The sequence below is a fragment of the Actinospica robiniae DSM 44927 genome, from assembly GCF_000504285.1.
In the GTDB taxonomy this organism is placed as follows: domain Bacteria; phylum Actinomycetota; class Actinomycetes; order Streptomycetales; family Catenulisporaceae; genus Actinospica; species Actinospica robiniae.
Genome location: NZ_KI632511.1, coordinates 7,738,784 through 7,762,003, shown reverse-complemented (window position 1 = coordinate 7,762,003; position 23,220 = coordinate 7,738,784). Strand labels below are relative to the sequence as shown.

General features: G+C 72.0%; 21 protein-coding genes and 2 pseudogenes. 12 read left to right on the top strand and 11 right to left on the bottom strand.

Annotation, left to right across the window (positions count from 1 at the left end):
* Positions 1 to 19 precede the first annotated feature (19 nt).
* The 3 genes and pseudogenes from ACTRO_RS33470 to ACTRO_RS33460 form a co-directional block, all read right to left on the bottom strand.
* Positions 20 to 751, bottom strand: a pseudogene (locus tag ACTRO_RS33470) (ABC transporter ATP-binding protein); the annotation flags it as partial.
* A gap of 68 nt (positions 752 to 819) precedes the next feature.
* Positions 820 to 1,644 (bottom strand): ABC transporter permease, encoded by an 825-nt coding sequence (locus ACTRO_RS33465; RefSeq protein ID WP_051451771.1) that lies wholly within the window; start codon positions 1,642 to 1,644, stop codon positions 820 to 822.
* The gene (locus tag ACTRO_RS33460) at positions 1,637 to 2,428 is read right to left on the bottom strand and encodes an ABC transporter permease (protein WP_034269644.1); all 792 of its coding nucleotides are present in this window, start codon (positions 2,426 to 2,428) and stop codon (positions 1,637 to 1,639) included. Before ACTRO_RS33460 ends, ACTRO_RS33465 begins: the two co-directional genes overlap by 8 nt.
* Positions 2,429 to 2,629: 201 nt before the next feature.
* Between ACTRO_RS33460 and ACTRO_RS33455 the strand changes: the two genes are divergently transcribed.
* The 6 genes and pseudogenes from ACTRO_RS33455 to ACTRO_RS33430 all read left to right on the top strand — a co-directional run bounded on the left by ACTRO_RS33455 (position 2,630) and on the right by ACTRO_RS33430 (position 7,645).
* Entirely contained in the window at positions 2,630 to 3,259 is a 630-nt protein-coding gene (locus ACTRO_RS33455) for a hypothetical protein (protein WP_034269641.1), read from the top strand.
* Between the two features lie 27 nt (positions 3,260 to 3,286).
* Positions 3,287 to 4,309 (top strand): ADP-ribosylglycohydrolase family protein, encoded by a 1,023-nt coding sequence (locus tag ACTRO_RS33450; protein ID WP_034269638.1) that lies wholly within the window; start codon positions 3,287 to 3,289, stop codon positions 4,307 to 4,309.
* Positions 4,306 to 5,301, top strand: coding sequence for a GlxA family transcriptional regulator (locus tag ACTRO_RS33445; protein ID WP_051451770.1), 996 nt, complete (start codon positions 4,306 to 4,308; stop codon positions 5,299 to 5,301). The genes ACTRO_RS33450 and ACTRO_RS33445 overlap by 4 nt, the downstream gene beginning before the upstream one ends.
* Before the next feature lie 53 nt (positions 5,302 to 5,354).
* Positions 5,355 to 5,990 (top strand): DJ-1/PfpI family protein, encoded by a 636-nt coding sequence (locus tag ACTRO_RS33440; RefSeq protein WP_034269635.1) that lies wholly within the window; start codon positions 5,355 to 5,357, stop codon positions 5,988 to 5,990.
* A gap of 59 nt (positions 5,991 to 6,049) precedes the next feature.
* The gene (locus ACTRO_RS33435) at positions 6,050 to 6,706 is read left to right on the top strand and encodes a pentapeptide repeat-containing protein (RefSeq protein WP_034269632.1); all 657 of its coding nucleotides are present in this window, start codon (positions 6,050 to 6,052) and stop codon (positions 6,704 to 6,706) included.
* Between the two features lie 153 nt (positions 6,707 to 6,859).
* Positions 6,860 to 7,645: pseudogene (locus ACTRO_RS33430) on the top strand (SIR2 family NAD-dependent protein deacylase).
* Here the strand turns inward: ACTRO_RS33430 and ACTRO_RS33425 are convergent.
* Entirely contained in the window at positions 7,622 to 8,119 is a 498-nt protein-coding gene (locus ACTRO_RS33425) for an NUDIX domain-containing protein (protein ID WP_051451769.1), read from the bottom strand. The pseudogene ACTRO_RS33430 and the gene ACTRO_RS33425 sit on opposite strands and share 24 nt — an antisense overlap.
* 75 nt (positions 8,120 to 8,194) lie before the next feature.
* Here ACTRO_RS33425 and ACTRO_RS33420 point away from each other — a divergent pair, with 75 nt between their 5' ends.
* The 5 genes from ACTRO_RS33420 (at position 8,195) to lon (ending at position 15,365) form a co-directional block, all read left to right on the top strand.
* Complete coding sequence (locus ACTRO_RS33420) at positions 8,195 to 9,613, top strand: pyridoxal phosphate-dependent decarboxylase family protein (RefSeq protein ID WP_034269629.1); 1,419 nt, start codon at positions 8,195 to 8,197, stop codon at positions 9,611 to 9,613.
* 24 nt (positions 9,614 to 9,637) lie between these two features.
* Positions 9,638 to 11,332 (top strand): serine/threonine-protein kinase, encoded by a 1,695-nt coding sequence (locus ACTRO_RS44275; RefSeq protein WP_157436590.1) that lies wholly within the window; start codon positions 9,638 to 9,640, stop codon positions 11,330 to 11,332.
* A 73-nt stretch (positions 11,333 to 11,405) separates the two neighbouring features.
* Positions 11,406 to 11,768, top strand: coding sequence for a hypothetical protein (locus tag ACTRO_RS33410; RefSeq protein ID WP_034269627.1), 363 nt, complete (start codon positions 11,406 to 11,408; stop codon positions 11,766 to 11,768).
* A complete protein-coding gene (locus ACTRO_RS33405; protein ID WP_051451767.1) occupies positions 11,719 to 12,936 on the top strand; it encodes a M48 family metallopeptidase in 1,218 nt (405 codons plus the stop codon). The genes ACTRO_RS33410 and ACTRO_RS33405 overlap by 50 nt, the downstream gene beginning before the upstream one ends.
* Before the next feature lie 53 nt (positions 12,937 to 12,989).
* Complete coding sequence (gene lon, locus ACTRO_RS33400) at positions 12,990 to 15,365, top strand: endopeptidase La (RefSeq protein WP_034269624.1); 2,376 nt, start codon at positions 12,990 to 12,992, stop codon at positions 15,363 to 15,365.
* On the opposite strand, the gene ACTRO_RS33395 is transcribed toward lon, so the two are convergent.
* The 7 genes from ACTRO_RS33395 to ACTRO_RS33365 form a co-directional block, all read right to left on the bottom strand.
* Positions 15,362 to 15,589: a DUF6191 domain-containing protein gene (locus tag ACTRO_RS33395; protein ID WP_034277874.1), complete on the bottom strand. Its 228-nt coding sequence runs from the start codon at positions 15,587 to 15,589 to the stop codon at positions 15,362 to 15,364. The genes lon and ACTRO_RS33395 overlap by 4 nt on opposite strands.
* A gap of 92 nt (positions 15,590 to 15,681) precedes the next feature.
* Positions 15,682 to 16,677 carry a phospholipase D-like domain-containing protein gene (locus ACTRO_RS33390; RefSeq protein WP_034269622.1) on the bottom strand — a complete coding sequence of 332 codons (996 nt, stop codon included), beginning with the start codon at positions 16,675 to 16,677 and terminating at the stop codon, positions 15,682 to 15,684.
* A 281-nt stretch (positions 16,678 to 16,958) separates the two neighbouring features.
* The gene (locus ACTRO_RS33385) at positions 16,959 to 17,522 is read right to left on the bottom strand and encodes an ATP-binding protein (RefSeq protein ID WP_034269619.1); all 564 of its coding nucleotides are present in this window, start codon (positions 17,520 to 17,522) and stop codon (positions 16,959 to 16,961) included.
* Between the two features lie 479 nt (positions 17,523 to 18,001).
* Positions 18,002 to 19,771 carry an LCP family protein gene (locus ACTRO_RS33380; protein WP_051451766.1) on the bottom strand — a complete coding sequence of 590 codons (1,770 nt, stop codon included), beginning with the start codon at positions 19,769 to 19,771 and terminating at the stop codon, positions 18,002 to 18,004.
* 75 nt (positions 19,772 to 19,846) lie between these two features.
* Positions 19,847 to 20,677: a molybdate ABC transporter permease subunit gene (modB, locus tag ACTRO_RS33375; protein ID WP_034269616.1), complete on the bottom strand. Its 831-nt coding sequence runs from the start codon at positions 20,675 to 20,677 to the stop codon at positions 19,847 to 19,849.
* Positions 20,674 to 21,492 carry a molybdate ABC transporter substrate-binding protein gene (gene modA / locus ACTRO_RS33370; RefSeq protein WP_034269614.1) on the bottom strand — a complete coding sequence of 273 codons (819 nt, stop codon included), beginning with the start codon at positions 21,490 to 21,492 and terminating at the stop codon, positions 20,674 to 20,676. Before modA ends, modB begins: the two co-directional genes overlap by 4 nt.
* Positions 21,492 to 21,911, bottom strand: coding sequence for a TOBE domain-containing protein (locus ACTRO_RS33365; RefSeq protein WP_034269611.1), 420 nt, complete (start codon positions 21,909 to 21,911; stop codon positions 21,492 to 21,494). Before ACTRO_RS33365 ends, modA begins: the two co-directional genes overlap by 1 nt.
* 144 nt (positions 21,912 to 22,055) lie before the next feature.
* On the opposite strand from ACTRO_RS33365, the gene ACTRO_RS33360 reads away from it, so the two are divergent.
* Positions 22,056 to 23,171, top strand: coding sequence for a DUF5925 domain-containing protein (locus ACTRO_RS33360; protein WP_051451765.1), 1,116 nt, complete (start codon positions 22,056 to 22,058; stop codon positions 23,169 to 23,171).
* The last annotated feature ends 49 nt before the right edge of the window (positions 23,172 to 23,220 follow it).

Genomic DNA, 23,220 nt, shown 5'->3' with positions numbered 1-23,220 from the left:
GCCGGGTGTAGAGCTCGCGCACGACCGTTTCGAGGTCCCGCTCCGCGCGCAGCTGGTCCAGCGGACCGTCGTAGGTGACGCGGCCGTGGTCGATGGCGACGACGCGGGAGCACAGCCGCTCGATGTCGTCGACGTCGTGCGTGGTGAGCAGGATCGTGGTGCCGGTACGGGTGTTGAGATCGTGCAGGAACTCGCGCACCGCGTGCTTGGAGACCACGTCGAGGCCGATGGTGGGCTCGTCCAGGTACACCACGGCCGGATCGTGCAGCAGCGCCGCGGTGATGTCGCCGCGCATCCGCTGGCCGAGGCTCAGCTGGCGCACCGGCCGGTCGAGGAACGGCCCGAGGTCGAGCGCCTCGGTGTAGTAGGCGAGGTTCGCCGCGTAGCGCTCCGGCGGAATCCGGTAGAGGCGCTGCAGCAGCGTGAACGAGTCGAGCAGCGGCAGGTCCCACCACAGGGTGGTGCGCTGCCCGAACACGACGCCGATGCGCCGGGCCAGCTTGACCCGGTCGCGCTGCGGCTCGAAGCCGGCGACGCGCAGCGTGCCGGCGGTCGGGGTCAGGATGCCCGTCAGCATCTTGATGGTGGTGGACTTCCCGGCGCCGTTCGGGCCGATGTAGCCGACCAGTTCGCCCGGCGCGACGCGCAGGTCGATGCCGTCGACGGCGGTGAAGTCGCTGCGTTCCCGGCGCAGCCGGCCGGCGCGTTTGCGGGAGGTGAAGACCTTGGTCAGACCCTCCGCCAGGATGATCGGATCGATCTGCGCGGCGGAGGCGGCGGCGGCTTGGGGGGCCTGGGCGGGCACGGTGGTCACGGCGGTCAACTCCCGGTCGAGCGATAGCGGCGGATACTCGCGCGCCAGGCCAGCACGGCCAGGGCGGAGAACAGGGCGGCGGCCGCCGGCGAGGCGAGGCGCAGGAAGCCGGGCAGGCCGAAGGGGTCGGGGTGGCCGAGCACGTAGAGCGAGGGCTGCCAGGTGACGAAGGCGACCGGCAGGACGAAGGTCAGGGCGAACCCGAGCGGACGGCCGAAGATGGTCAGCGGGTATTCGCTGGCGAACTCGGCGCCGTAGGTGAAGGTGTTCGCCACCTCGCGGGCGTCCACGGCCAGGAAGCTGATACAGCCGGACAGGACCCAGAAGGCGCAGTAGAGCACGAACCCGCACAGGATCGTGCCGAGGCACACCGCGATCTTCGGCGCGGTCCAGTGCACCGGCAGGTCGATCAGGGCCCAGACGAGGGTGGCCGTGGCGGGCACGAGCTTGCCGAGTCGCTTGGGGGTGAACTGGTCCGCGAGCACCTGCGCGAGCGTGCTGACCGGGCGGATGAGGACGAGGTCGAAGGTGCCGAGCCGGATCGAGTCGGCGAGGTTCTCGACGCCGCTGGCGACGAGATCGGACAGGGCGAAGGCGAGCCGGGTGGTGCCGTAGAGGTACAGCGTCTGCGGCAGGGTGAATCCGCCCAGGACGGTGACCTGCGAGTAGAGCACGAAGATCGCGATCAGGTCGAGCGAGGTGGTCAGCATCTGGCCGAGTCCGGTCAACACCAGCGAGGTGCGGTACTGCCAGACCGAGCGCGACCACATGCGCACCAGCAGGAGGTAGGCGACGGGGGCGGCCAGCGGGCGTTCGGCGGACTCAGCCACCTTGCACCACCACCTTGCGCCGCGCGGCTTCGGTGAGCAGGCGGCCGGCGGCCAGCAGGATCAGCGCCCAGGTCAGGCCGAACGCGAGCGCGTAGGCCGCTCCACCGGGCTGGGTGCCGAGCAGGACCGAAGCCGGGAGCTGGATCATGGCCGCCCACGGCGTGTGCTGGACGATCGCGCCGAGCGCGCCGGGCATGATCGTCAGCGGCAGGATCATCCCGGAACAGAAGAAGCCGACCGCGAGGGTGATCGACGCCATGCCGCGCTCGTCCATGGTCCAGAACGCGATGAGGCTGATCAGGTAGCGCAGTGAGAAGCTGACGAGGTATCCGACCGCGCAGCACAGCAGGAACGCGGCCCAGCGCACCGGCGAGAGGGGCAGGGCGACGGGGAAGACGAGCGCGCCGAGCAGGACCGGCGGAAGCGAACGCAGCAGCGCGGCACCCGCCGCGCGGCCGGCGTCGAGGGCGAGCCACCAGGACTGGAAGTCCGCCGGACGGTAGAGGTCGACGGCCACGTCCCCGTTGCGGATGCGCGGGCCGAGTTCGGTGCCGTTCATGAACACGCCCATCGGCGCGATCAGGGCCTGGGTGAGGAAGGCATAGGTGCAGGCGTCGGCGAGGTCCCAGCCGTTGATCTCGGGCTTCTGCTTCCACAGCGCGACGAGCACGTAGGCGCGGATGCAGCCGAAGGCGGTGTTGGTCACCACCCCGGCGGCGGCCGAGGACCGGTAGGCGAGGTTGCGTCGCAGCGATAATCGGGCAGCGGTCAGGTACACGCGCATGCGGCGGCTCCACAGGCGTCAGGGGACGAAGACGGGGGGAAGAGGGGCGAACTGCCGACCCTGGCATACCGGGCAGCGGGCCGCAACCGGTTTTCCACCTGCGCCGCAGGCCGGAGCGGCGTTGACGCGCTCTTTACCCTCGATCGGGTGTACTGGCGCTGCCAGCACAGCCGAGCGAGCCGAGCGGGGAGCCGAACCGAAGTGTCCAGCCAGAACGAGGGCGAGCAGCCGGATCCGGCGCCGGAGCCGTGGGGCGCCTTCGACGCCTTCCGGGCGCGGCGGGCCGACGACCGGGCCCAGCAGGAGACTCAAGGTGCGTATTCATTTCCGCCGGAGTACGCGGCCGATCCGCCCTCTCCCACGGCGTCGGGCCCGGTGGACCCGTCGGCCCCGGCGGTGCCGGGCGGGCGGGGGAACGGGAGCGGCGGACGCCTGCGCAGCATCGCCGTCTTGGCCGGCGCCGCCGCGCTGGCCGTCGCCGTCGGGTTCGGCGCGTACGAGGCGGTCGGCTCCTCCGGGCCGGCCGCGAACACCACCACGAGCGGAGCCGCCCCGACGCCCGGCGCCGTCGCGACCGCAACCGCTGCCGCCAAGCTCGGCCGCGCAGTCGACGTTCGGGTGGTCATCGAGTCGATCGGCTCGGGCTCCTTCACCGGCCACCTCCTCGCTACAGGCGAACACGTGACGGTGCAACTGGGCGCGACGACCCGCTTCGGTGCGCTGGCGCATCCCTTCAGCCGCGAACAGCTGAAGGTGGGTGAGACCGTGCTGGTGCGCGGCCGCCGCTCCGCGGCCGATGTCCTCGCCGCCACGGTCGTCCTCGGCGTATAGGGCCTTAGGACATCTACGATCGGCCGTATGACGACGCTGCACGAACGGGTTTCGGGGTCGATATTCGGGCTCGCCTATGGAGACGCACTCGGCAAGCCGACGGAATTCCTCACGCTTGCCGACATCGACCGCAGCTTCGGCTCGGGTGGCCCATCCGATCTGTCGGAGCCGGCGCTGGTGACCGACGACACGCAGATGGCGCTCGCGGTCGGCGAGGGCTTGCTCGAAGTGCTCGAGACGGGGACAGCACTCTCGGCGGAGGTGCTCGCACCCGTATGGACGCGCCGCTTCGTCCTTTGGGCGCATTCGCCGGATAACAACCGGGCGCCGGGCATGACGTGCCTGCGCGCGTGCGGAGACCTCGCCGAGGGCAAGCCGTGGGTCCGCGCGACGATACCCGGGTCGAAGGGCTGCGGCGCGAACATGCGCGTGACGCCGGTCGGGCTCGTCGGCAGACTCTCGTCCTCGACCCGCGCCGGGGCCGCGCAGCTGCAGGCCGCGCTGACGCATGGCCACCCCACCGGACTGGCTGCCAGCGAGCTGACCGCGTTCGCCACCTGGTGGCTGCTCGAAGGCATGGACCCCGCTGACGTGCCGTCAGCCCTGCGAGATCGGGCGCTGCAGCAGCGCGAGGTCTACCACCACGGCTGGCTCGGCGACCTGTGGTCGCGCAGCCACGACACGTCGCCCGAGGCCTTCATGGCCAGGGGTTGGGACGAGTGCCTCGCGGTGCTGGACCGGCTGGACGCGGCGATCGCGGCCGGTGACCGCGATACAGATCCCTGCGACGCGACGGGCGAGGGCTGGATCGCCGAGGAGGCGCTGGCGACCGCGCTGCTGTGCTTCCTGCTCTACCGCGACGATCCGCACGCGGCGCTGCGGCGGGCGGCGCGCACGCGCGGCGACTCGGACTCGATCGCCGCGCTGGCAGGCGCGTTCGCCGGGGCCGCGCTGGGAATCGAGGCCTTCCCGAGCGGATGGCGGGAGCGGATCGAGTACGCGGACCGGCTCGGGGCCGTCGCGACCGGCCTGGCGGACGCGTCGGCATGACGGCCCGTGAGATCGCCTTCCTGATCTTCCCGGACTTCCAGATGCTTGATCTGACCGGCCCGCTGGAGGTCTTCTCGCAGGCCGACCGGTACTCGCCGGGGCGCTACACGCTGCGGACCCTGGCCCTGGACCCGGGTCAGGTGATCTCCAGCAGCGGCCTTGCGGTGGTGGCCGAGGCGGCGACGCCGTTCGCGGGCGCGGACACGCTGATCGTGGTCGGCGGCCGGGGTCTGGACGTGGCGATCAGGCGGCCCGAATACCCCGAGTGGATCGCGCGGGCGTCGAGATCGTGCCGCCGGACGGCATCCGTGTGCAACGGCGCGCTTCTGCTGGCCGAATCCGGGCTGCTCGACGGGCGGAAGGCGACCACGCACTGGAGCCGGGCCGAGGAACTCGCCGCGCGGTATCCGAAGGTGAGCGTGGACGCGGATCCGATCTTCATCCGGGACGGCGCGGTGTCCACTTCGGCGGGCGTGACCGCCGGCATCGATCTCGCTCTGGCGTTGGTCGAGGAGGATCACGGCGCGGCCGCGGCACGTGAGATCGCGCGCCAGCTCGTCGTGTTCGTGCAGCGGCCGGGCGGCCAGCGTCAGTTCTCGGTGCAGCTGCGGGCGCAGCGGCCGACGCGGGAGCCGATCCGGGACCTGCTGGGGTTCATCGCGGAGCATCCCGGCGCGGACCTGTCCGTGCCGGCGCTGGCCGACCGGGTCGGGCTGAGCGAGCGTCAGTTCCTGCGGGTCTTCCACGGCGAGACGGGGCACAGCCCGGCCGGGTACGTGGAGGCGGCCCGGGTGGAGGCGGCGTGCCGGCTGCTGGAGACCACCGACGACGGGGTGGAGCGGATCGCGCGCGTGTGCGGATTCGGCACGCTGCGCACGCTGCAGCGCTCGTTCCAGCGGCTGCTCGGGGTGGCTCCGCACGAGTACCGGGGGCGGTTCGCGGCCACCGGAGCCGGGTTCACGGCGCCGGGCGGCGGGAGCGCCATGGCGTAATCTGTCGCCTGCGCGTCATTGCCGCCATGTCCGAGTCCTGACAGCATCGAGGCATGGACATCGTGATTCCGATCTTCAACGACTTCACCGCCCTCGACGCGATCGGGCCGTACGAGGTGCTGCGCTCGATGCCCGACGCCAAGGTCGTCTTCGCGGCGGCCGCGAAGGGCGTCGTGCGCACCGACAGCCGGATGCTGGGCCTGCAGGCCGACGCGTCCTTCGACGAGATCGAGGCGGCCGACATATTGCTCGTGCCCGGCGGCTGGGGCACGCGCGCCGGGATGACGGACGAGGTGCTGCTCGACTGGATCCGCCGGGTGCACGCGACCACGCAGTGGACCACGTCCGTGTGCACCGGCTCGCTGGTGCTCGGCGCGGCCGGACTGCTGCGCGGTCTCAAGGCGACCACGCACTGGGCCGCGACCGAGCTGCTCGAGCGGACCGGCGCCACGTACACGAGCGAACGGGTCGTGCGCCAGGGCAGGATCGTCACCGGCGCGGGCGTCTCGGCCGGCATCGACCTGGCCCTGACCCTGGTCGCCGAGATCCTGGGCGAGGACATGGCCAAGGCGATCCAGCTGGGCATCGAGTACGACCCGCAGCCGCCGTTCGACGCCGGATCGCCGGCCAAGGCCGGCCCGCGCATCGTCGAGCTCTCCGGAATGGCCCGGTCCAGGAAGACCGGGTGAGGGCGGCGGCGGCCGCCGCCACGAGGGGTTCTGTCGGCGGCTCCGGTTACGGTGGGACCATGACGAAGATCGCCCGGGAGATCGACGAGCTCCCGTTCGCGCACGCGCTCGATCCGCACCGGGGCCCGTTGCTGCGCGACGGGGACCACGACCTGTGCCACTTCGACGCGCTGCACCAGGCGGACGCGGACGCCGGCAGCAGCCGGTTCACCGAGTGCGCCTTCGAGAACGTCGTGTTCGAGGGCGTACGGATGCGCCGGGCCCGGTTCACCGACGTCTGGTGGCGCGGCGGGCGGGTGCTCAGCGGCGACCTGGCCGAGAGCGAGTGGCTGGACGCGAGCGTGCTCTCCTGCTCGTTCGCCGGGATCGAGGCCTTCGGCGCGCAGCTGCGCCGGGTGGTGTTCCAGCGCTGCAAGCTGGACGCGGTGAACCTGCGCGGCGCCGAGCTGCACGAGGTGGTCTTCGAGGACTGCATCCTGCGGGACGTGGACTTCAGCGGCGCCTCGCTGCGGGAGGTGTCGTTTCCCGGTTCGGCGGTGCGCGACGGCAAGTTCGCCAAGGCCAGGCTGGCCAGGGCCGACTTCCGGGACGCCACCGTGCTCGAGTGCGTCGACGGGTTCGAGAACCTCAAGGGCGCGGTCATCGACAGCTCCCAGGCGGTGGAGCTGGCGGTGGACTTCGCCCGGGCGCTGCGGATCTCGGTGGAGGACCGCTGACGCGCCCGCCGAAAACGCGCAGTGGCCGCGGAGGGGAGGGCACGCGCAGCGCCGCGGGGGGCGCGGCGCGTGCTCGGCTGCGCCCGCGGTCCGAGGGCGCGGTTCGTAGAAATCCTGTGGAAGAGCGCTGACGGGCGCGATTAGCCTGGCCGCATGACGAACTCCGCCGCGGGGCTCGAGGGCCCCTCCTGGCGCGACCGCCCCGGCCCGATCGCCGTGCTCACCGGCGCCGGTATCTCCACCGACTCCGGGATCCCGGACTTCCGCAGCCCGCAGGGCCTGTGGACGCAGAACCCGATCGCGGAGCTCACCGCGAACATCGTGGACTAGATGCGCGATCCGCAGCTGCGCGAACGCTCCTGGAACGCCCGCCGGAACAATCCTGCGCGCACGGCCGAGCCGAACCCGGGCCACCTCGCGCTCGCCGAGCTCGAGCGCCACCGCTCGGTGCGGATCCTGACCCAGAACGTGGACCGGCTGCACGTGAAGGCGGGCTCGTCCCCGCGCAAGGTGCTCGAGCTGCACGGCAACATCTTCGAGGTGCTGTGCACGCACGCGAAGTGCGGCTGGACCGGCACGCTGGACGAGATCGCCGCGCGGGTGGACGCGGGTGAGCCGGACCCGAAGTGCGAGCGCTGCGGCGGGATCCTCAAGCCGGCCACCGTCATGTTCGGCGAGTTCCTGGACGAGGACGTGAACGGGCGGGCCGGGCAGTTCGCCCGGGCCGCGGCGGTGTTCCTGGCCGTGGGCACCTCGCTGCGGGTGCATCCGGCGGCCGGGCTGTGCGAGATCGCGGTGGCGGCCGGGGCCGACCTCGTGATCGTCAACAACGAGCCGACCCCTTACGACGATCTGGCCACCGAGCTGGTCCGGGAGCCGATCTCCGAGGCCCTGCCGGCGCTGGTGGCCGAGCTCTCACGGGTGCCGCGGCAGGTGTGACTCCAGATAGGCGACGTCGTGGAAGCCGCCCTCGACGATCGCGTCCATCCGTGCGCGCATGAACGGCCGCAGCCCCGGCGGCAGCTCGTCCACGGCGAAGAAGGCGATCTCGGCGATCTCCTCCTCCTGCGGCCGCAGCGCGGCCGGGTCCGGGCACACCCCGGCGTCGAAGGTCAGGCTGAGGAACTGCACCGGTCCCTCGCCGCGCTCGGCCCACTGCACCGCGAGCAGCCGCACGGGGCCGTCCACGTCGTGGCCGAGCTCCTCGCGCACCTCGCGCACGCAGGCGTCGGCGGGGGCCTCGTTGTCGTCGACGACGCCGCCCGGCAGCGACCAGCCCTCACGGTAGGTGTTGCGCACCATCGCCACCCGGCCCTCCGGGTCGCGCAGCACCGCGTTGGCGGACAGGGCGAGCTTGGGGACCGAGGCGTACCAGGCGGCGGTCTCCTCCGGGGTGAAGCCGATCGTCGTCACGTCGAAGATCCTGCCACACTCACGTCATCCGAGGTGGGCGTCGGGTTCCTCCGCGGTGAGCATAAAGTGGGGCGCATGGCAGACGCGCACGACATCCTCCAGACCGCAGCCCGCATCGCCGCCGGGCACCTCGACGGCCTCGCCGACGGCCCGGTGTGGCGGCCGACGCCGCCGGCGCTGCGGGTCGGCCTGGCCGGACAGGCGCTGCCGGACCAGGGCCTCGACGCCGAGCAGGTGCTCGAGGCGCTCGAGCGCGACGTGCTCGCCTACCCGATGGGCAACGGGCACCCGGCCTTCTTCGGCTGGGTCAACGCGGCCCCGCACCCGGCCGGCGTCGCGGCGGCGCTGCTGGCCGCCGCCATGAACCCGTCGTCGGCCGGCGGCGACCACGGCGACGTCCACCTGGAGCGGGCGGCGGTGCGCTGGATCGCCGAGCTGGTCGGGTTCCCGCACGAGCCCGGCGCCGGGCTGCTGACGTCCGGCGCGTCGATGGCCACGATCGTGGCGGTGGGCGCGGCGCGCCAGCGCGCGCTGGCCGCGGCGGGGTGGGACGTGCGCGCGCACGGCCTGTCCGGCGCTCCGCGCCTGGTCGCGTACGGCAGCGAGGAAGTGCACTCCTGCGTGCGCAAGGCCGTCGAGCTGCTCGGCATCGGTTCGGAGAACCTGCACGTCGCGCCGGTGGACGAATCCGGCGGTCTGCAGGTGGACGCGCTGCGGCGGGCGATCGCGGCGGACCGCGCGGCCGGTGCCGTGCCGTTCCTGATCGTCGGGTCGGCCGGCACGGTGAGCACGGGAGCGGTCGACCCGTTCGACGAGCTCGCGTCGATCGCCGCCGAAGAAGGACTCTGGTTCCACGTGGACGGCGCCTATGGCGGCCTCGGCGTGCTCGATCCGGCGATCGCGCACCGGTACGCCGGCATGGAGCGGGCCGATTCGCTCGCGCTCGACCCGCACAAGTGGCTGCAGGTGCCGGCCGGCGTCGGCTGCCTGCTCGTGCGCGACCGCGCGCAGCTGCGCGAGACGTTCTCCTACGTGCCGGCGTACCTGCGCGACGACGCGGCCGGAGAGCTCGGCTGGTACAGCGAGTACGGCATCGAACAGACCCGGCCGCCGCGTTCGCTGCCGGTGTGGGCCGCGATCGCGGCGCGCGGCCGGGAGGGCGTGGCCGCGGACATCACGGCGTGCGCCTCGACCGCGCGGCTGCTGGGCGAGCTGGTCGAGCGCGACCCCGACTTCGAACTCGCCGCACCGGTCGAGACCTCGATCGTGGCCTTCCGCTACGCCCCGGCCGGATCAGAGCCCGATGAGGCGGATCGGCTCACCGCCGCTTCGGCGGCGGCGGTGCAGGCCGCGGGCCGCGCCTTCATCACCGATTCGACGTTCCGCGGCCGGGCGATACTGCGCGCCTGCCTGATCAACCCCCTGACCGACGCCGGCGATGTCAGCCTGCTGCTCGAGGAGGTACGCGGGGCGGGCGCGGCTCTTCGGCCTTAGGACGCGGCGTACTAGGCTGTCGCCGTGCTTGGTTTGGGTGGGGACGATCCGAGACGGCTGGGGCCGTACCGCCTGCGCGCGGTGATCGGTGACGGCGGCATGGGCCGGGTCTACCTGGCCACCTCGCCGGCCGGCCGGGCCGTGGCGGTGAAGGTGATCGGGGCGGGCCTGGCGAACCAGCCGAACTACCGGGAGCGCTTCGCCCGCGAGGCCCGGGCGGCGATGTCGGTGTCAGGGCTTTACACGGCCAGCGTGGTGGACGCGGACACGACCGGCGAGCGGCCGTACATCGCCACCGAGTACGTGCCCGCGCCCTCGCTGGCGGACGCGGTCAAGACCGCCGGACCGCTGCCGCCCGCCACCGTGACCGCGCTGGCCGGCGGGCTGGCCGAGGCGCTGGCCGCGATCCACCGCGCCGGGCTGGTGCACCGGGACGTCAAGCCGCACAACATCCTGCTGGCGCCGGACGGGCCGGTGGTCATCGACTTCGGGATCGCGCTCGGCGACGACTCGCTGACCTCGCTCACCGCCGTCGGCATGGCGGTGGGCTCCCCCGGCTACATCGCGCCGGAGGTGCTCAGCGGGCGGGATCCGACCGCGGCCGCGGACATGTTCGCGCTCGCCTGCGTGCTGGTGTACGCCGCACGCGGGGTAGGGCCGTTCGGCAAGGGCGACGCGCTGGCGGTCGCGCACCGCACGGTGAGCGACGCGCCGGATCTCGCCGGCGTTGCGGACTTCATCAAGACCCTGGTCACGCCGATGCTGGTGCGCGAGCCCGCGGCCCGGCCGACGCCCGCGCAGCTGCTCGAGCACCTCGAGGTCGTCGGCCAGGAGACCGTGCTGCACGACGCGCTGTGGCTGCCGGAGAGCGTCAGGGGTCTGCTCGGCGAACGACGCCAGGAGGTGCAGCGCCTGCTGGCTGGGAACAGCGAGCAGGCGGTCTCGGCCGCGCCGACCGTGATGCCGCGCAGCGCGCCGCCGCGCCCGCCGGCCTACTCCGACCGGCCGCACGTCGCGCTCACCCCGCCGACGCCGCTGCTGCGGCCGCCGATGCCGCCGCCGGCCGCGGCGTCGCACCGGACTCGCAACGCCCTGCTGGCGACCGGCGGGGCGGTGGTGGTCGCGGCCGTCACGGCGACGGCCGTGGTGCTGGCCCAGGGCAATCGGAACTGCTGCCCCGGCCCGTCCACCAGCCATACGAGCACTGCATCCGTCAGCCCGGTCGCGCAGCAGTCGGCGGTCGACACGAGTTCGGCGACAGAGGCGAGTTCCGCGCCTGCGGCTTCGACTCCGGCGTCGGCCGCTTCCTCCGGGGATGTGTTGAGCTACAAGCCGGGCACGTACAAGGTGAACCGGCTGGTCGCCACCGACCTCCTCGACTACTCCAGCGTCTACCTGGTGGACGTCAAGGTGAACTCGGACGGATCAGTGCAGGCCGACCTGCGCTACACCAACAACACCAGCACCACTCAGCCGTTCGGCTGCACCTACGACACCCCGGACGAAGGAAAGCTCGCCACGGACGACGCGAGTGTGAAGTCCTCGGCGACGGCGTGCACGGACGACCCGAGCTTCACCAAGAACGTACCCGCGGGCGGCTCGCTGGCGAGCTATGACACCTTCGACCACGCCCCGGCCGGATCCGGTACGTGGACCTACACCATCAGCAGCTTCGAGTACAACGGCAGCATCTCCGGGATCGACGTCCCGACACAGTGACAAGCCGGGATCATCCGAGATGATCATCGGCGTGTCGTCGTGCATGACGGTATTGATTTCCTAGCATTACTTCATGGCTACGGTTTCCGCGGGCCGCGGGACGGCCCGGCATCGCAGGAAGCCGGCGCGACGGCTCGCGGCCGAGCGCCTGCTGGCCGTGGACGGCGCCTGGCTGGTGTGCTTCACGGTGCTGGCGACGGCCACGATCCGGCACCCGGAGCCGGCCGCGATCCTGTGCGGGATCTGCGGGATCACCGGCCCGGGAGTGGCCCGGCAGGGCGCGCGCTGCGCCGCGCGGCTGTGGGATCTACGGCATCGGATCACGGCGCCCCCGCAGCGCGAAGCGGTCCAAGCCGCCCGGGCCGCCCAAGCCGCAGAATGGGAACGTGACCGAGACACCGAACCGGCCGGCCGCGACCCCCGAGCCGGAACCTGACTTCACGCCCGAGCAGTACGCGCGGTCGCGGGAGCGCAAGCGGGCCACGGCGCCGCTGCGCTACGGCTCCACGGCCACCGGGATCGCGGTCGTGTGCGTGTTCGGATTCACCCCGCTCGGCAGCGGCCTGTCGCGGGCGGCGGGCGACGTGGCCGGCGGCGGGTGGGCCGCGACGGCGACGCTCGGCGCGCTCGCGCTGCGGATCGTGCTGTGGCTGGCCGCGCTCCCGTTCTCGTTGTGGAGCGAGCGGATCAACCACGCGTGGGGCCTGAGCACGCGCTCGCGCAGCCTGTACTGGCTCGACTCGCTGCGCGGGTTCCTGCTTCTCGGGCTGCTGATGGCGGGCGCGTCGACAGGGTTCTTCGCCATCACCCGGCACGCGCCGCACACCTGGCCGCTTATCGTCGGGGCGGCCGGAGTGGCGCTGGTGTTCGTGTTCTCCTTCCTGATGCCGGTGGTGATCGAGCCGATGTTCAACAAGTTCCGCCCGCTCGAAGCCGGGCAGCTGCGCGAGCGCCTTTTCGCCGTCGCACGGGATTCGGGCGTGCAGGTGCGCGACGTACTCGTGTCGGACGCGTCCAAGCGCACGACCGCCGACAACGCCTACGTCTCCGGCTTCGGCCGCACCCGCCGGATCGTGCTGTGGGACACCACGATCGAGCACTGCTCCCCCGACGAGATCGCGAGCGTCGCCGCACACGAGCTCGGCCACGCGGCCCGCCGCGACGTGGTGACGGGCACGGCGCTGAGCGCCTGCGGCCTGGCGGCTTCGGTGGCGGTGCTGGCGTGGGCGCTCGGCCTCGGCGCGCTGCACGACGCGGCGCACGTGACCGGCGCCGCCGACCCGCGCGCGCTGGCGCTGTGCCTGGCCGTCTCCAGCCTTCTCGGCGGCGTCCTCGGGCCGCTGTACAACCTCTACAGCCGCCGGATCGAGCGGCGGGCGGACCAGTTCGCCCTCGACCTGACCCGCGACCCGGCCGCCATGGTCTCCACCTGGCGCCGCCTGGGCGTGCGCAACGTCGCCGACCTCGAGCCGCACCCGGCGCGGGTCGCGCTCTTCTTCACCCACCCCCCGGTGCCGGCCCGGATCGAGCACGCGCGGGAGTGGGAGCGTTCGCGCACAGCGAACAAAGGCGGGAACAGCGGTCGTCTACGCGAAGTTGAGTAGGTCAGACTCAACTTCGTGGCCGGTCTCCGGCGACGACGAACCGAGGAGCGTACATGGCGATCACGTCCACCACCAAGGCTCTGCCCGTCCTGCCGCTCGATGACGAGGTCGTACTCCCGGGCATGGTCGTGCCGCTGGACCTGAATGACAACGACGCCCGCGCGGCGATCGACGCGGCGCGGCTCGACCCGGAAGCGGGCGAGCACCCCGAACTGCTGCTGGTCCCCCGCCCGGACGGCAAGTACGCCGCCTACGGCACCCTCGCGGTGATCGAGCAGGTCGGCCGGCTGCGCGGCGGCCAGCCGGTGGCCGTGGTGCGCGGCACCGGGCGGGCGAAGATCGGGCGCGGCACCACCGGCCCCGGCGCGGCGCTGTGGGTCGAGGCCGAGATCCGGCCCGAGGCGACCGCGGGCCCGCGGGCCCGCGACCTGGCCGAGGCCTACCGCGAGACCGCGATCAAGATCCTCCAGCACCGAGGCGCGTTCCAGGTCGTGGACGTGGTCCGGCAGATCCAGGACCCCTCCGCGCTGGCCGACTCCGGCGGGTACGCCCCGTACCTGACCCTGGAGCAGAAGCTGACCCTGCTGGAGACCGTCGACGTCGAGCAGCGGCTCGAGCTGGTCGGCGAGTGGGCCAGGGCGCAGCTGTCCGAGCTCGAGGTGACCGAGACCATCCGCAAGGACGTCGACGAGAGCCTGGAGAAGCAGCAGCGCGAGTTCCTGCTGCGCCGGCAGCAGGAGGCCATCCGCAAGGAGTTGGCCGAGCTCGAGGGCCGGCCGGCCGACGAGCAGGACGACTACCGCGCCCGGGTCGAGGCGGCCGAGCTGCCGGAGAAGGTGCGCGAGGCGGCCCTGAAGGAGGTCGACAAGCTCGAGCGCGGCAGCGACCAGAACCCGGAGACCAGCTGGATCCGCACCTGGCTGGACACCGTGCTCGACCTGCCCTGGAACAAGCGCTCCGAGGACGCCTACGACCTGCCCGGCGCCCGCGCCGTACTCGACGCGGACCACTCCGGCCTGCAGGACGTCAAGGACCGCATCGTCGAGTACCTGGCCGTGCGCAAGCGGCGCGAGGAGCGCGGGCTCGAGGCCGTCGGCGGACGGCGTTCCGGCGCGGTGCTCGCCCTGGTCGGACCGCCCGGGGTCGGCAAGACCTCGCTGGGTGAGAGCGTGGCCCGGGCGATGGGCCGCAGCTTCGTCCGCGTCGCCCTCGGCGGCGTGCGCGACGAGGCCGAGATCCGCGGCCATCGGCGCACCTACGTCGGCGCGCTGCCCGGCCGGGTCGTGCGGGCGATCAAGGAGGCCGGGACGATGAACCCGGTCGTGCTGCTCGACGAGATCGACAAGGTCGGCTCGGACTACCGCGGCGACCCGTCCGCGGCGCTGCTCGAGGTGCTCGACCCGGCGCAGAACCACACCTTCCGCGACCACTACCTCGAGGTGGACCTCGACCTGTCCGACGTGGTGTTCCTGGCCACGGCGAACGTGCTCGAGTCCATCCCCGGGCCGCTGCTCGACCGGATGGAGCTGGTGCGCCTGGACGGGTACACCGAGCAGGAGAAGGTCACCATCGGGCGCGACCACCTGCTGCCCCGGCAGCTGGAGCGGGCCGGCCTGAGCGACGAGGAGGCCTCGGTCGACGAGGGCGCGCTGCGCCGCATCGCCACCGAGTACACCCGCGAGGCGGGCGTGCGCGACCTCGAGCGTTCGCTGGCCCGGGTGCTGCGCAAGGCCGCGGCCAAGACGGCCGTGGGCGAGCTGGAGCTGCCGGTGCAGGTGACCGCGGAGAACCTGCCCGACTTCCTCGGGCACCCGCGGCACACTCCGGAGAGCGCCGAGCGCACGGCGGTGCCGGGCGTGGCCACCGGCCTGGCGGTCACCGGCGCGGGCGGCGAGGTGCTGTTCGTGGAGGCGTCGCTGGCCGACCCGGAGACGGGCTCGACCGGGGTGACCCTGACCGGCCAGCTGGGCGAGGTCATGAAGGAGTCGGCGCAGATCGCGCTCTCCTACCTGCGCTCGCACGGCGCCGAGCTGGAACTGCCGGTGGGCGATCTGAAGGACCGCGGCGTGCACGTCCACGTGCCGGCCGGCGCGGTGCCCAAGGACGGCCCGAGCGCGGGCGTGACCATGGTCACCGCCCTGGGTTCGCTGCTCTCCGGCCGGCCGGTGCGGGCCGAGGTGGCGATGACCGGCGAGGTCTCGCTCACCGGCCGCGTGCTGCCGATCGGCGGGGTCAAGCAGAAGCTGCTGGCCGCGCAGCGGGCCGGGGCGAAGGTCGTGCTGCTGCCGCAGCGCAACGAGCCCGACCTGGACGAGGTGCCCGCGGAGGTGCGTGACGCGCTGGAGATCCACCTGGTCTCGGACGTGCGCGACGTGCTCGAACTGGCGCTGGCGTCGGCGCACGCGCCGACGCCGGTCACCGTCGGCTAGACCTCGTCCCCGTCGCCTTCGGCGTCGGTGTCACCTTCGGCCTCCTCTTCCCGCCGCGACGGGAGGGAGGCCGAAGGCTTGATCAGGACGACGCCGGAACCGAGGTCGATCGGGCCCCTGCCGGGCACCGAGACACCCTCGACCTCGCGGGTGTGCTCGAGACGCTCCTGCTCGTCGACACGGTGCCGACCGCCCGGGCTGAACAGTTCCAAGAAGATGCTCACCCACACCACGCTACCCTGCCTTTTCCCCGGTGCCTACAGGTCGAAGGTCACGAGCGTCCGCGGAGCGGGTGAGCGCCTCCCCGGCCGGCGCCCTACTGGAGGGTGCCGCCGGCGTAGTCGGCGTCGAACTGGGTCTCGATGACGCCCTCGACCCCGGTGTCCTTGACCAGGATGCCCAGCTCCCGGTTGTCGCTGAGCGAGTTGCTCGTCCAGTTCATCGAGCCGACCTCGACCGCGGCGGTGGACAGGCCGTAGTCGGCCACGACCGCCTTGGCGTGGATGTAGTAACCGGTGCTGCTGGAGTAGCCGACGACGGTGCCGCCGGCCGCCTTGATCTCGGAGACCTCGGAAGAGTAGTCGGCCGGGTACTCGACCACGACGCGGACCTTCACGCCGGCCTTGGCCCGGGCCACCACCGCGTTGACGAGGGTGGAGCTGGAGAACTCCTCCTCCTCGATGTCCAGGGTCTTGGTGGCGCCGTTGATGATCGAGAGCAGCTTGGTGGTGGCGGTGGTCGGCGACCAGAGCAGATCGTCGCCGGCGCCGGGGGTGATCGCCTTGTTGGCGTAGTCGGCGTTGAACACGGCCTCGATCGCGGCCACGTCGGCGGCGTCGGTGTCGAAGACCCCGTAGTCACAGGTGGTGGTGTAGTAGCTCGAGGTCAGGTTCCCGGTGAGGATCAGCGACTCGGTGCCGTCGACGGTGATCGTCTTCTGGTGCGTGTAGGTGAACCGGGAGGTGTTGGACTCGGTGATGCCGACGCCGGCCGCCTTCAGGGCCTTGATGGCGGCGGCGTTGTACGAGGTGTGCTGGCCGTCGAGCACGACGCGCACGGTCACGCCGGCCTTCTCCTTGGCCACCAGGTCGTTGACGGCCGTGGTGTCGACGAACTCGTACATCGTCATGTCGATCGACTTGGTGGCCGAGTTGATGAAGTTGTAGATGGCCGGCTCGCTGGCCGAGCCGGTGTTCCAGACGAAGGCGGAGTACGGGTCGGTGGCGGCGTGGGCGGGAGCCGCGGCCAGGGCCGAGGCGGCCAGGCCGCAGGCGGCGGCCGAACCGAGGGCACGCAGGACGGTGTGGCGCATGGTGGGTCACGCTCCAAAGTGGGGTCGCGCCGCGCCGGTGGGTAGTCGGCACGGGCCCGTTCGGGGGCGAGACCATGACATCCGTCGCAGGGGCCTTAGACGCGACCGGCAGGTGGCAGCACCATGACGGTTTCGCAACGATTCCGTGCATCAGCCCACGAAGCATTGACCTGTGCGATATGCTGAAATCTTCGAGCCTTGGTTACTTAGAACCCTGTCATCAGGCTCTTGCGGTGCGGCGCGTCCCCACCTGCGCTTCTCATCCGCTCTTCAGCCGCTCTTCAGGAGCCGGCGGCGCCGCGCAGCGGCCAGGCCCGGCGCACCCGGCGTTCCCAGGCGCGCGCTCCACGGGCCACCGCGCTGCCCGCTCCGGCGGCACGGCTGCCCTCGGCCTCGCCGGCGGCGGCGGTGAAGGTGGCCGTGACGGTGGTGCCCGCCCGGTAGCGCGGGGCGCGAACGATGAGCGAGTCGGCCAGCTCGCGGGCGATGAACAGGCCCCGGCCGCCCTCGGCGTCGAGGTCGGATTCGATCTCGTCGCGGTCCGGCACGTCCGAGCCGCGCCACTTGCCGGCGTCCTTCACGGTGCAGATCACGGCGGGGCCGCCGGAGGTGGGCTTGCGCCGCAGGATGAGTTCGACCGGTCCGCTGCCGTGCCGCAGCGCGTTGCCGGCCAGTTCGCTGATGACCAGGGCGGCGTCGCCGGCCCGTTCGGCCAGCCCCCACCGTTCCAGGGCGCCGACGGTGAGCCGGCGGGCCTCGGACAGGGCGGCCGGCGCGGTCAGCTCGGTGACCACCAGGCCCAGGACGAGCTGTGGAGAGATCGAGCGCACGGATCGTACGCCCATGGCCGAGACCAAGACTCGGCGCGCGATGCGGCTTGACTGACGCGCCACGGTAGTTCCACTCCAGCGGGATCTTGAAAGGGTTCAGTTCTGGGCCGTACCGGTCCGGACCACCACCCGCGAACCCACCGCTGTTCCCTGTCCCTGCGCCGCACTCGTCAAGGACCCGGACCAGCCTTCGCGAAAGGCGATCCACGTACCCGCCGCCTCGGGTACGCTCCGCGTCCACACCCTCACTCGCGGTGCCCGAAAGTGCAGGTCACCACGGGTCTGCAGAGCGATAAACGCGAAACCACGGTACCGCTGGAAGCGTATCCCGAGGCGCGTGCATCCGATAGCCCCCGGACCTTAAGAAAATGCCCGCCCGAAGCTGTGGAACACCCACACATGCGCCCCATTTTGCGCATGCATGTGCGGGCGCAATGTGCACAACGTACGCGCCCGCATTGACCCCATTCCTCCTCGGGGCGGCCCGCCGGCGGTCAGTGGGTCTCGTCCTCCGGGTTGGCCTGCACGCAGACGCCGGCGTCCGCGCCGTTCTCCTCGTAGGACTGGCTCGGCACGTTGATGGCCGCGCTCGCCGAAGCGGTGCCCGCCGCGGAGTACGTGCTTCCGGTGGGCCAGTCGGTGCCGATGGTGAGCGTGAGCGTGGTGCCGGTGCCGCTCTCCTGGAGCGCCGAGGGCGGCAGATGCAGGTCCCCGGCGAGTTCCGCGGCGGCCTTCACCTCCTTCGACGAGTAGACCAGCGTGGTGCTCGCGACCGTGCTCGTGGCGTCGCTGCCGGAGGAGTAGACGAAGCCGTCCTGGAAGAGCTGCTGCACCACGGTCTGGTAGCGGTTCGTCGCCCCGGAGGAGTTGACCACCACCACGTGCATCGGGTGGGTGCGCGCGGCCGCGGTCTCGGACGCTCCGACCGCGGCCTCGGACGCCGCGGCCGCCGCCGCGTCCTGCTCACCCCCGGACCCGGCCGCCGAGCTCGAGGACGGCGAGGGCGAGGAGAGGTCCGGACTGGTGCTGGAACCCGCGGAGAGCGTCTCGACCTCGCCCGCGGTGGTGAAGGACTTGTCCTTCTTGATGTCCTCGAACAGCTGCACGGCCTGCGGGTCCTCGACCACGCGGGCCTGGTAGCTCGGGTCGCTCGTGTTCGTGTCCTGATCCCACGGCATGGTCAGGAAGGTGACCCGGTTCGAGGCCACCTGGCCGAAGTCGTCGGCCAGCTCGATCAGCGAGGTGACGCTGTCGAGCCCGTTGTCCACGGTGGTGTACTTGGTCACCGTCTCCGCGAGCGACTGCATCTCGCCGATGTTCGTCAGGGTCGCGTTCTGCTTCGCCTTGCGCAGCATCGAGGACATGAAGATGTGCGTGGCCTGCTCCCGGCCGAGGTCGGAGCCGTCGTAGAAGGCGTGCCGGGTGCGCAGGAACTGCAGCGCCTGCTTGCCCTGCACATCGGTGACACCGGCGCCGATGGTCAGTTTCGAGTACGGGTCGTGCACCGCCGCGCTCACGCACACCGGGACGCCGCCGAGCTCGCTGGAGAGGTCCACCACGCCGGAGAAGTCGAACTCGACGAAGTGGTCGATGGTGATGCCGGTGAGCTTGACCACGGCCGCCACCTGGCAGTCCGGGCCGTATTGCAGGGCACTGTTGATCATGCCGCGGCCGCCGCCGGCGCACTCGGGCAGGTCGGTCTCGGTGTCGCGCGGGATGGAGACGACGGTCGCGTTGCTCCGGTCCGCGGACAGGTGCACCACCATCTCGCTGTCGCCGTTAGCACCGGCGTTGTCCCCGCCCTGCACGCAGGCGCCGCCGAGCGAGCAGTCCGCGCTGCTGGACCGGGTGTCCGAGCCGAGCAGCAGGATGTTGATCGCGGACCGGCCGAAGGCGTCCACCTGCTCCGGCGGCTCGGTCACGCCGACCGGCAGCAGGGCGGTGTGCTTGAGGTTGCGGGTCAGGTGCTGGGCGTCGTAGGCGAGGTAGACGAACCCGGCGGCGACGACGAGCGAGACCGTCACGGTCGTCGAGAGCAGCGCGTACCTGATCCGGCGGCGCCGCCTCGCCCGGCGCGCGATGCGGTCCCGGCGCTGGTTCTGCTCGACGTATTCCTCGGTGGCCTGCGCCTGTTCGAGTATCACGCCGAACCCGTCGGCCGTCTCCGCGTGCGCCGCGTCGTCCGGGCCGGTGTCCGTGTGCTGAGTCTGCTCGAAGTCCGGCCCGCCAAGGCCTTGCGTGTCGTCCGACACCCTGTCCTCCACCCCTGTCATCCTGCGCGTACTGTGACGTCCGGTCGACGCGGGTGGTTGCCTTCGACGGCTGAGAACTCGCTGAGTTCACACGCGGGTGAACAGGCGGTCACGCAGCGCGGCCAGCACGGTGATGGAGACGGCCAGGAGCACCACGCTGAGCACGATCGCCGACTGCGGATCCTCTTGGAAGGCAAGGTAGACCGCGAGCGGCATCGTCTGCGTGGTGCCCGGGAAGTTGCCGGCGAAGGTGATGGTGGCTCCGAACTCGCCGAGCGCGCGGGCCCAGGCGAGCACCGCGCCCGCGCCGATGGCGGGCAGCAGGTTGGGCAGGGTGATGTGGCGGAAGATCTGCCAGGTGCTCGCCCCGCTGGTGGCCGCGGCCTCCTCGATGTCAGGGTCCAGCGTGCGCAGCGCCGTCTCCACCGAGACCACCAGGAAGGGCATGGCGACGAAGGTCTCGGCCATGATCACGCCGGGCGTGGTGAACGGCAGGCTCACCCCGAACCAGCGGTCGAGGTAGATGCCGAGGATCCCCGCGCGGCCGAACACGAGCAGCAGCGCCATGCCGCCGACCACCGGCGGGAGCACGAGCGGGACCATCACCAGCGCGCGGGCCAGGCCGCGGCCGGGCAGGTCGGTGCGCACCAGCAGCCAGGCCAGCGGGATGCCGAACAGCAGGCTGACTCCGGTGGCGGCGGTGGCGCACTCCAGCGACAGCCGCAGCGCGGTCCAGGTGTCGCCGGCGGACAGATCCCGGGTCAGCTGCCGCCAGGGCGTGCGCACGAGCAGGCCGACCACCGGCAGGACCAGGAAGGCCAGTCCGATCAGGGAAGGCAGCAGCAGCAGGGCCGGGGCACGGGTGCCCGGGCCTCGCCGCCGCCGCTGCCGCCCGGTCCTGCCGGCGGTTCGGGTCACGGTGCCTGGAAGCCCGCGGCCAGCAGCACCTGCCGGCTCGGAGAGGAGAGGATGAAGGCGACGAAAGCGGCCGCGGCGGTCGGGTTCGGCGCGCCCTTGAGCACGTCGATCGGGTAGGAGTTGACGGCGTCGGAGGCGGTGGAGAAGACCACGCCGTCCACCTTGCCGCCGGCGCCGAGGATGTCGCTGTGGTAGACCAGCGCCGCGTCCACCTCGCCGAGCTCCACCTTCGTCAGGGCGCTGGTGACGTCGGTCTCGTAGGTCACCGGGGTGAGCGAGACCTTGGCGGCGGCCAGGGCCTTGACCGCGGCCGAGCCGCACGGGACGGTCTTGGCGCACAGCGCGACCTTGATCCCGGACTTGTCCAGGTCGGCCAGGGTCTTGATGTTCTTCGGGTTGCCCGGGGCGGTGGCTATCTCCAGGGTGTTCTTGACGAACACGGTCGGGGTGCCGGTGGCGTCCCCGGCCGTCTGCACCGTCTGCATGGTGGAGGTGTTCGCCGAGGCGAACACGTCGGCCGGCGCGCCCTGGGTGATCTGCGCGGCCAGGGTGTCGCTGCCGCCGAAGGAGAACTTCACCGTGACGCCCGGGTGGTCGTGCTCGAAGGTGGTGGCCAGCGAGGTGAAGGTCTTCTGCAGCGAGGCGGCGGCGAAGACGGTGACGGTGCCGGAGATCGCGGGCGCGGCGGAGGACGCGGCCGAAGCCGGGGTCGAGGTGCTCGCGGCCGGGGTCGCCGAGGACGAGCACGCGGCCGGCAGCAGGCCCGCCAGGGCGAGGGCGAGCGCGGAGGCGGTCAGGCGGGAACGACGGTTCATCAGATCTCGATCCGTTCGACGACGACGTTGGTGGACTTGACCACGGCCACCGAGAGCACACCGGGCTCGAGCCCCAGCGCGTCGGCGGCTTCACGGCTCATCAGCGAGACGATGCGGTGCGGGCCGGCCTGCATCTCGACCTGGGCCATGACCCCGTCGCGCAGCACCCGGGTGACGATCCCGCGCATCCGGTTGCGGGCCGAGGAGAGCGAGCCGTGCCGCTCCATCTCCTCGTGGTCCGCGAAGGTGGTGGCGAAGGCGGCCAGGTCGGGTCCCGCGATGGTGCGGTGCCCGCCCTCTCCGGCGTCGCCGCGCCGGGCCGGCAGGCGGCCCGCGTCGATCCAACGCCGCACGGTGTCCGCGCTGACCCCGAGCAGGTCAGCCGCCTCGCCGATTCGGAAATCTCGCGTTTGCGTCACATTCAACGAGCTTAACGCCGCAGCTGCGAGCCATCCGCCGACTCAGCCTCGCATCCGCCCAGTCGTTACGCTTTCGATAGCCCGCGGCCCGGCTTAATCAGTGGACTCCCTTCCGCGGTTGCCGGATCATGACTGGTCGTGACCATGACGGGCGGTGAATCCGCGACTGCGCGCGAGCTGCTGCGCGACCTCGTCGACGCGCCCTGGCTGGATTGGGGCGTGCTCGACCACAGCGTCGACTTCCACGAGATCACCCGGTTCCTCTACCTGTCCGCGTACGCGGAGGGCCGGGAGCCGCACGCCTACCGCCTCGGACTCGGGCGGGTGCGCAAGGGCGAGTGGCGCCTGCCGGACGGCGCCCGCGTGCTGCGCGAGGGCCGGACCCGCAACCAGCGCGCCCTGTTCGCGGTCGGCGACGGCTGGAGCCTGTTCGTGTACCGCTACAACCCCGGCCACGGCGGGGTCTCGGTCTCCGCGGTCAGCATGGAGCTGGCCCGGGAGATCGCCGAGCAGGCCGCGAAGCTGGTGCGCAAGAAGGCCACGCAGCGCGACGACCGGGTCAAGCTCGGGTTCTGGCACGCGACCGGGGGCGGCGCGGTCAACCAGGAGCGCAGCATCGAGGCGCCGGAGTGGGCCGAGGTGCGGTCCAACTACTCGGGCGCGGTGGCCGACCAGCTGGACCGGCTGATGAAGACCGGCCCGGACGACATCAACGGCAAGCTGGTGCTGCTGCACGGCCCGCCCGGCACCGGGAAGACGAACGCGCTGCGGGCGCTCGGCCGGGCCTGGGGCAAGTGGTGCCGCACCGACTGCGTGCTCGATCCCGAGCGCATGTTCGCGGATCCGGGCTACCTGCTCGAAGTGGTGATGGGCGAGGACGACGACGACCGGCGGTGGCGGCTGCTGATCCTCGAGGACTGCGACGAGCTGATCCGCGGCGAGGCGAAGAGCACCGCGGGCCAGGCGCTCTCGCGCCTGCTGAACCTCACCGACGGGCTGCTCGGCCAGGGCCAGAACATCCTGATCGCCATCACCACCAACGAACCGCTGGACCGGCTGCATCCGGCCGTGGTGCGCCCCGGCCGCTGCCTCGCGCAGATCGAGGTCGGTCCGCTCACCGCGGCCGAGGCGGAGTCCTGGCTCGGCGACGGGCGCCGCGTGGCCGGCCCGATGACGCTCGCCTCGCTCTACGCGCGCAAGGCCGGGCGCGAGGAGACGGAGCCGGTCGGGCCGGAGCCGTCCACCGGCCTGTACATATGACGGCCTGGCCCCGCCGGCGAGAACTCGCCGGCGGGGCCAGGGTCGATCA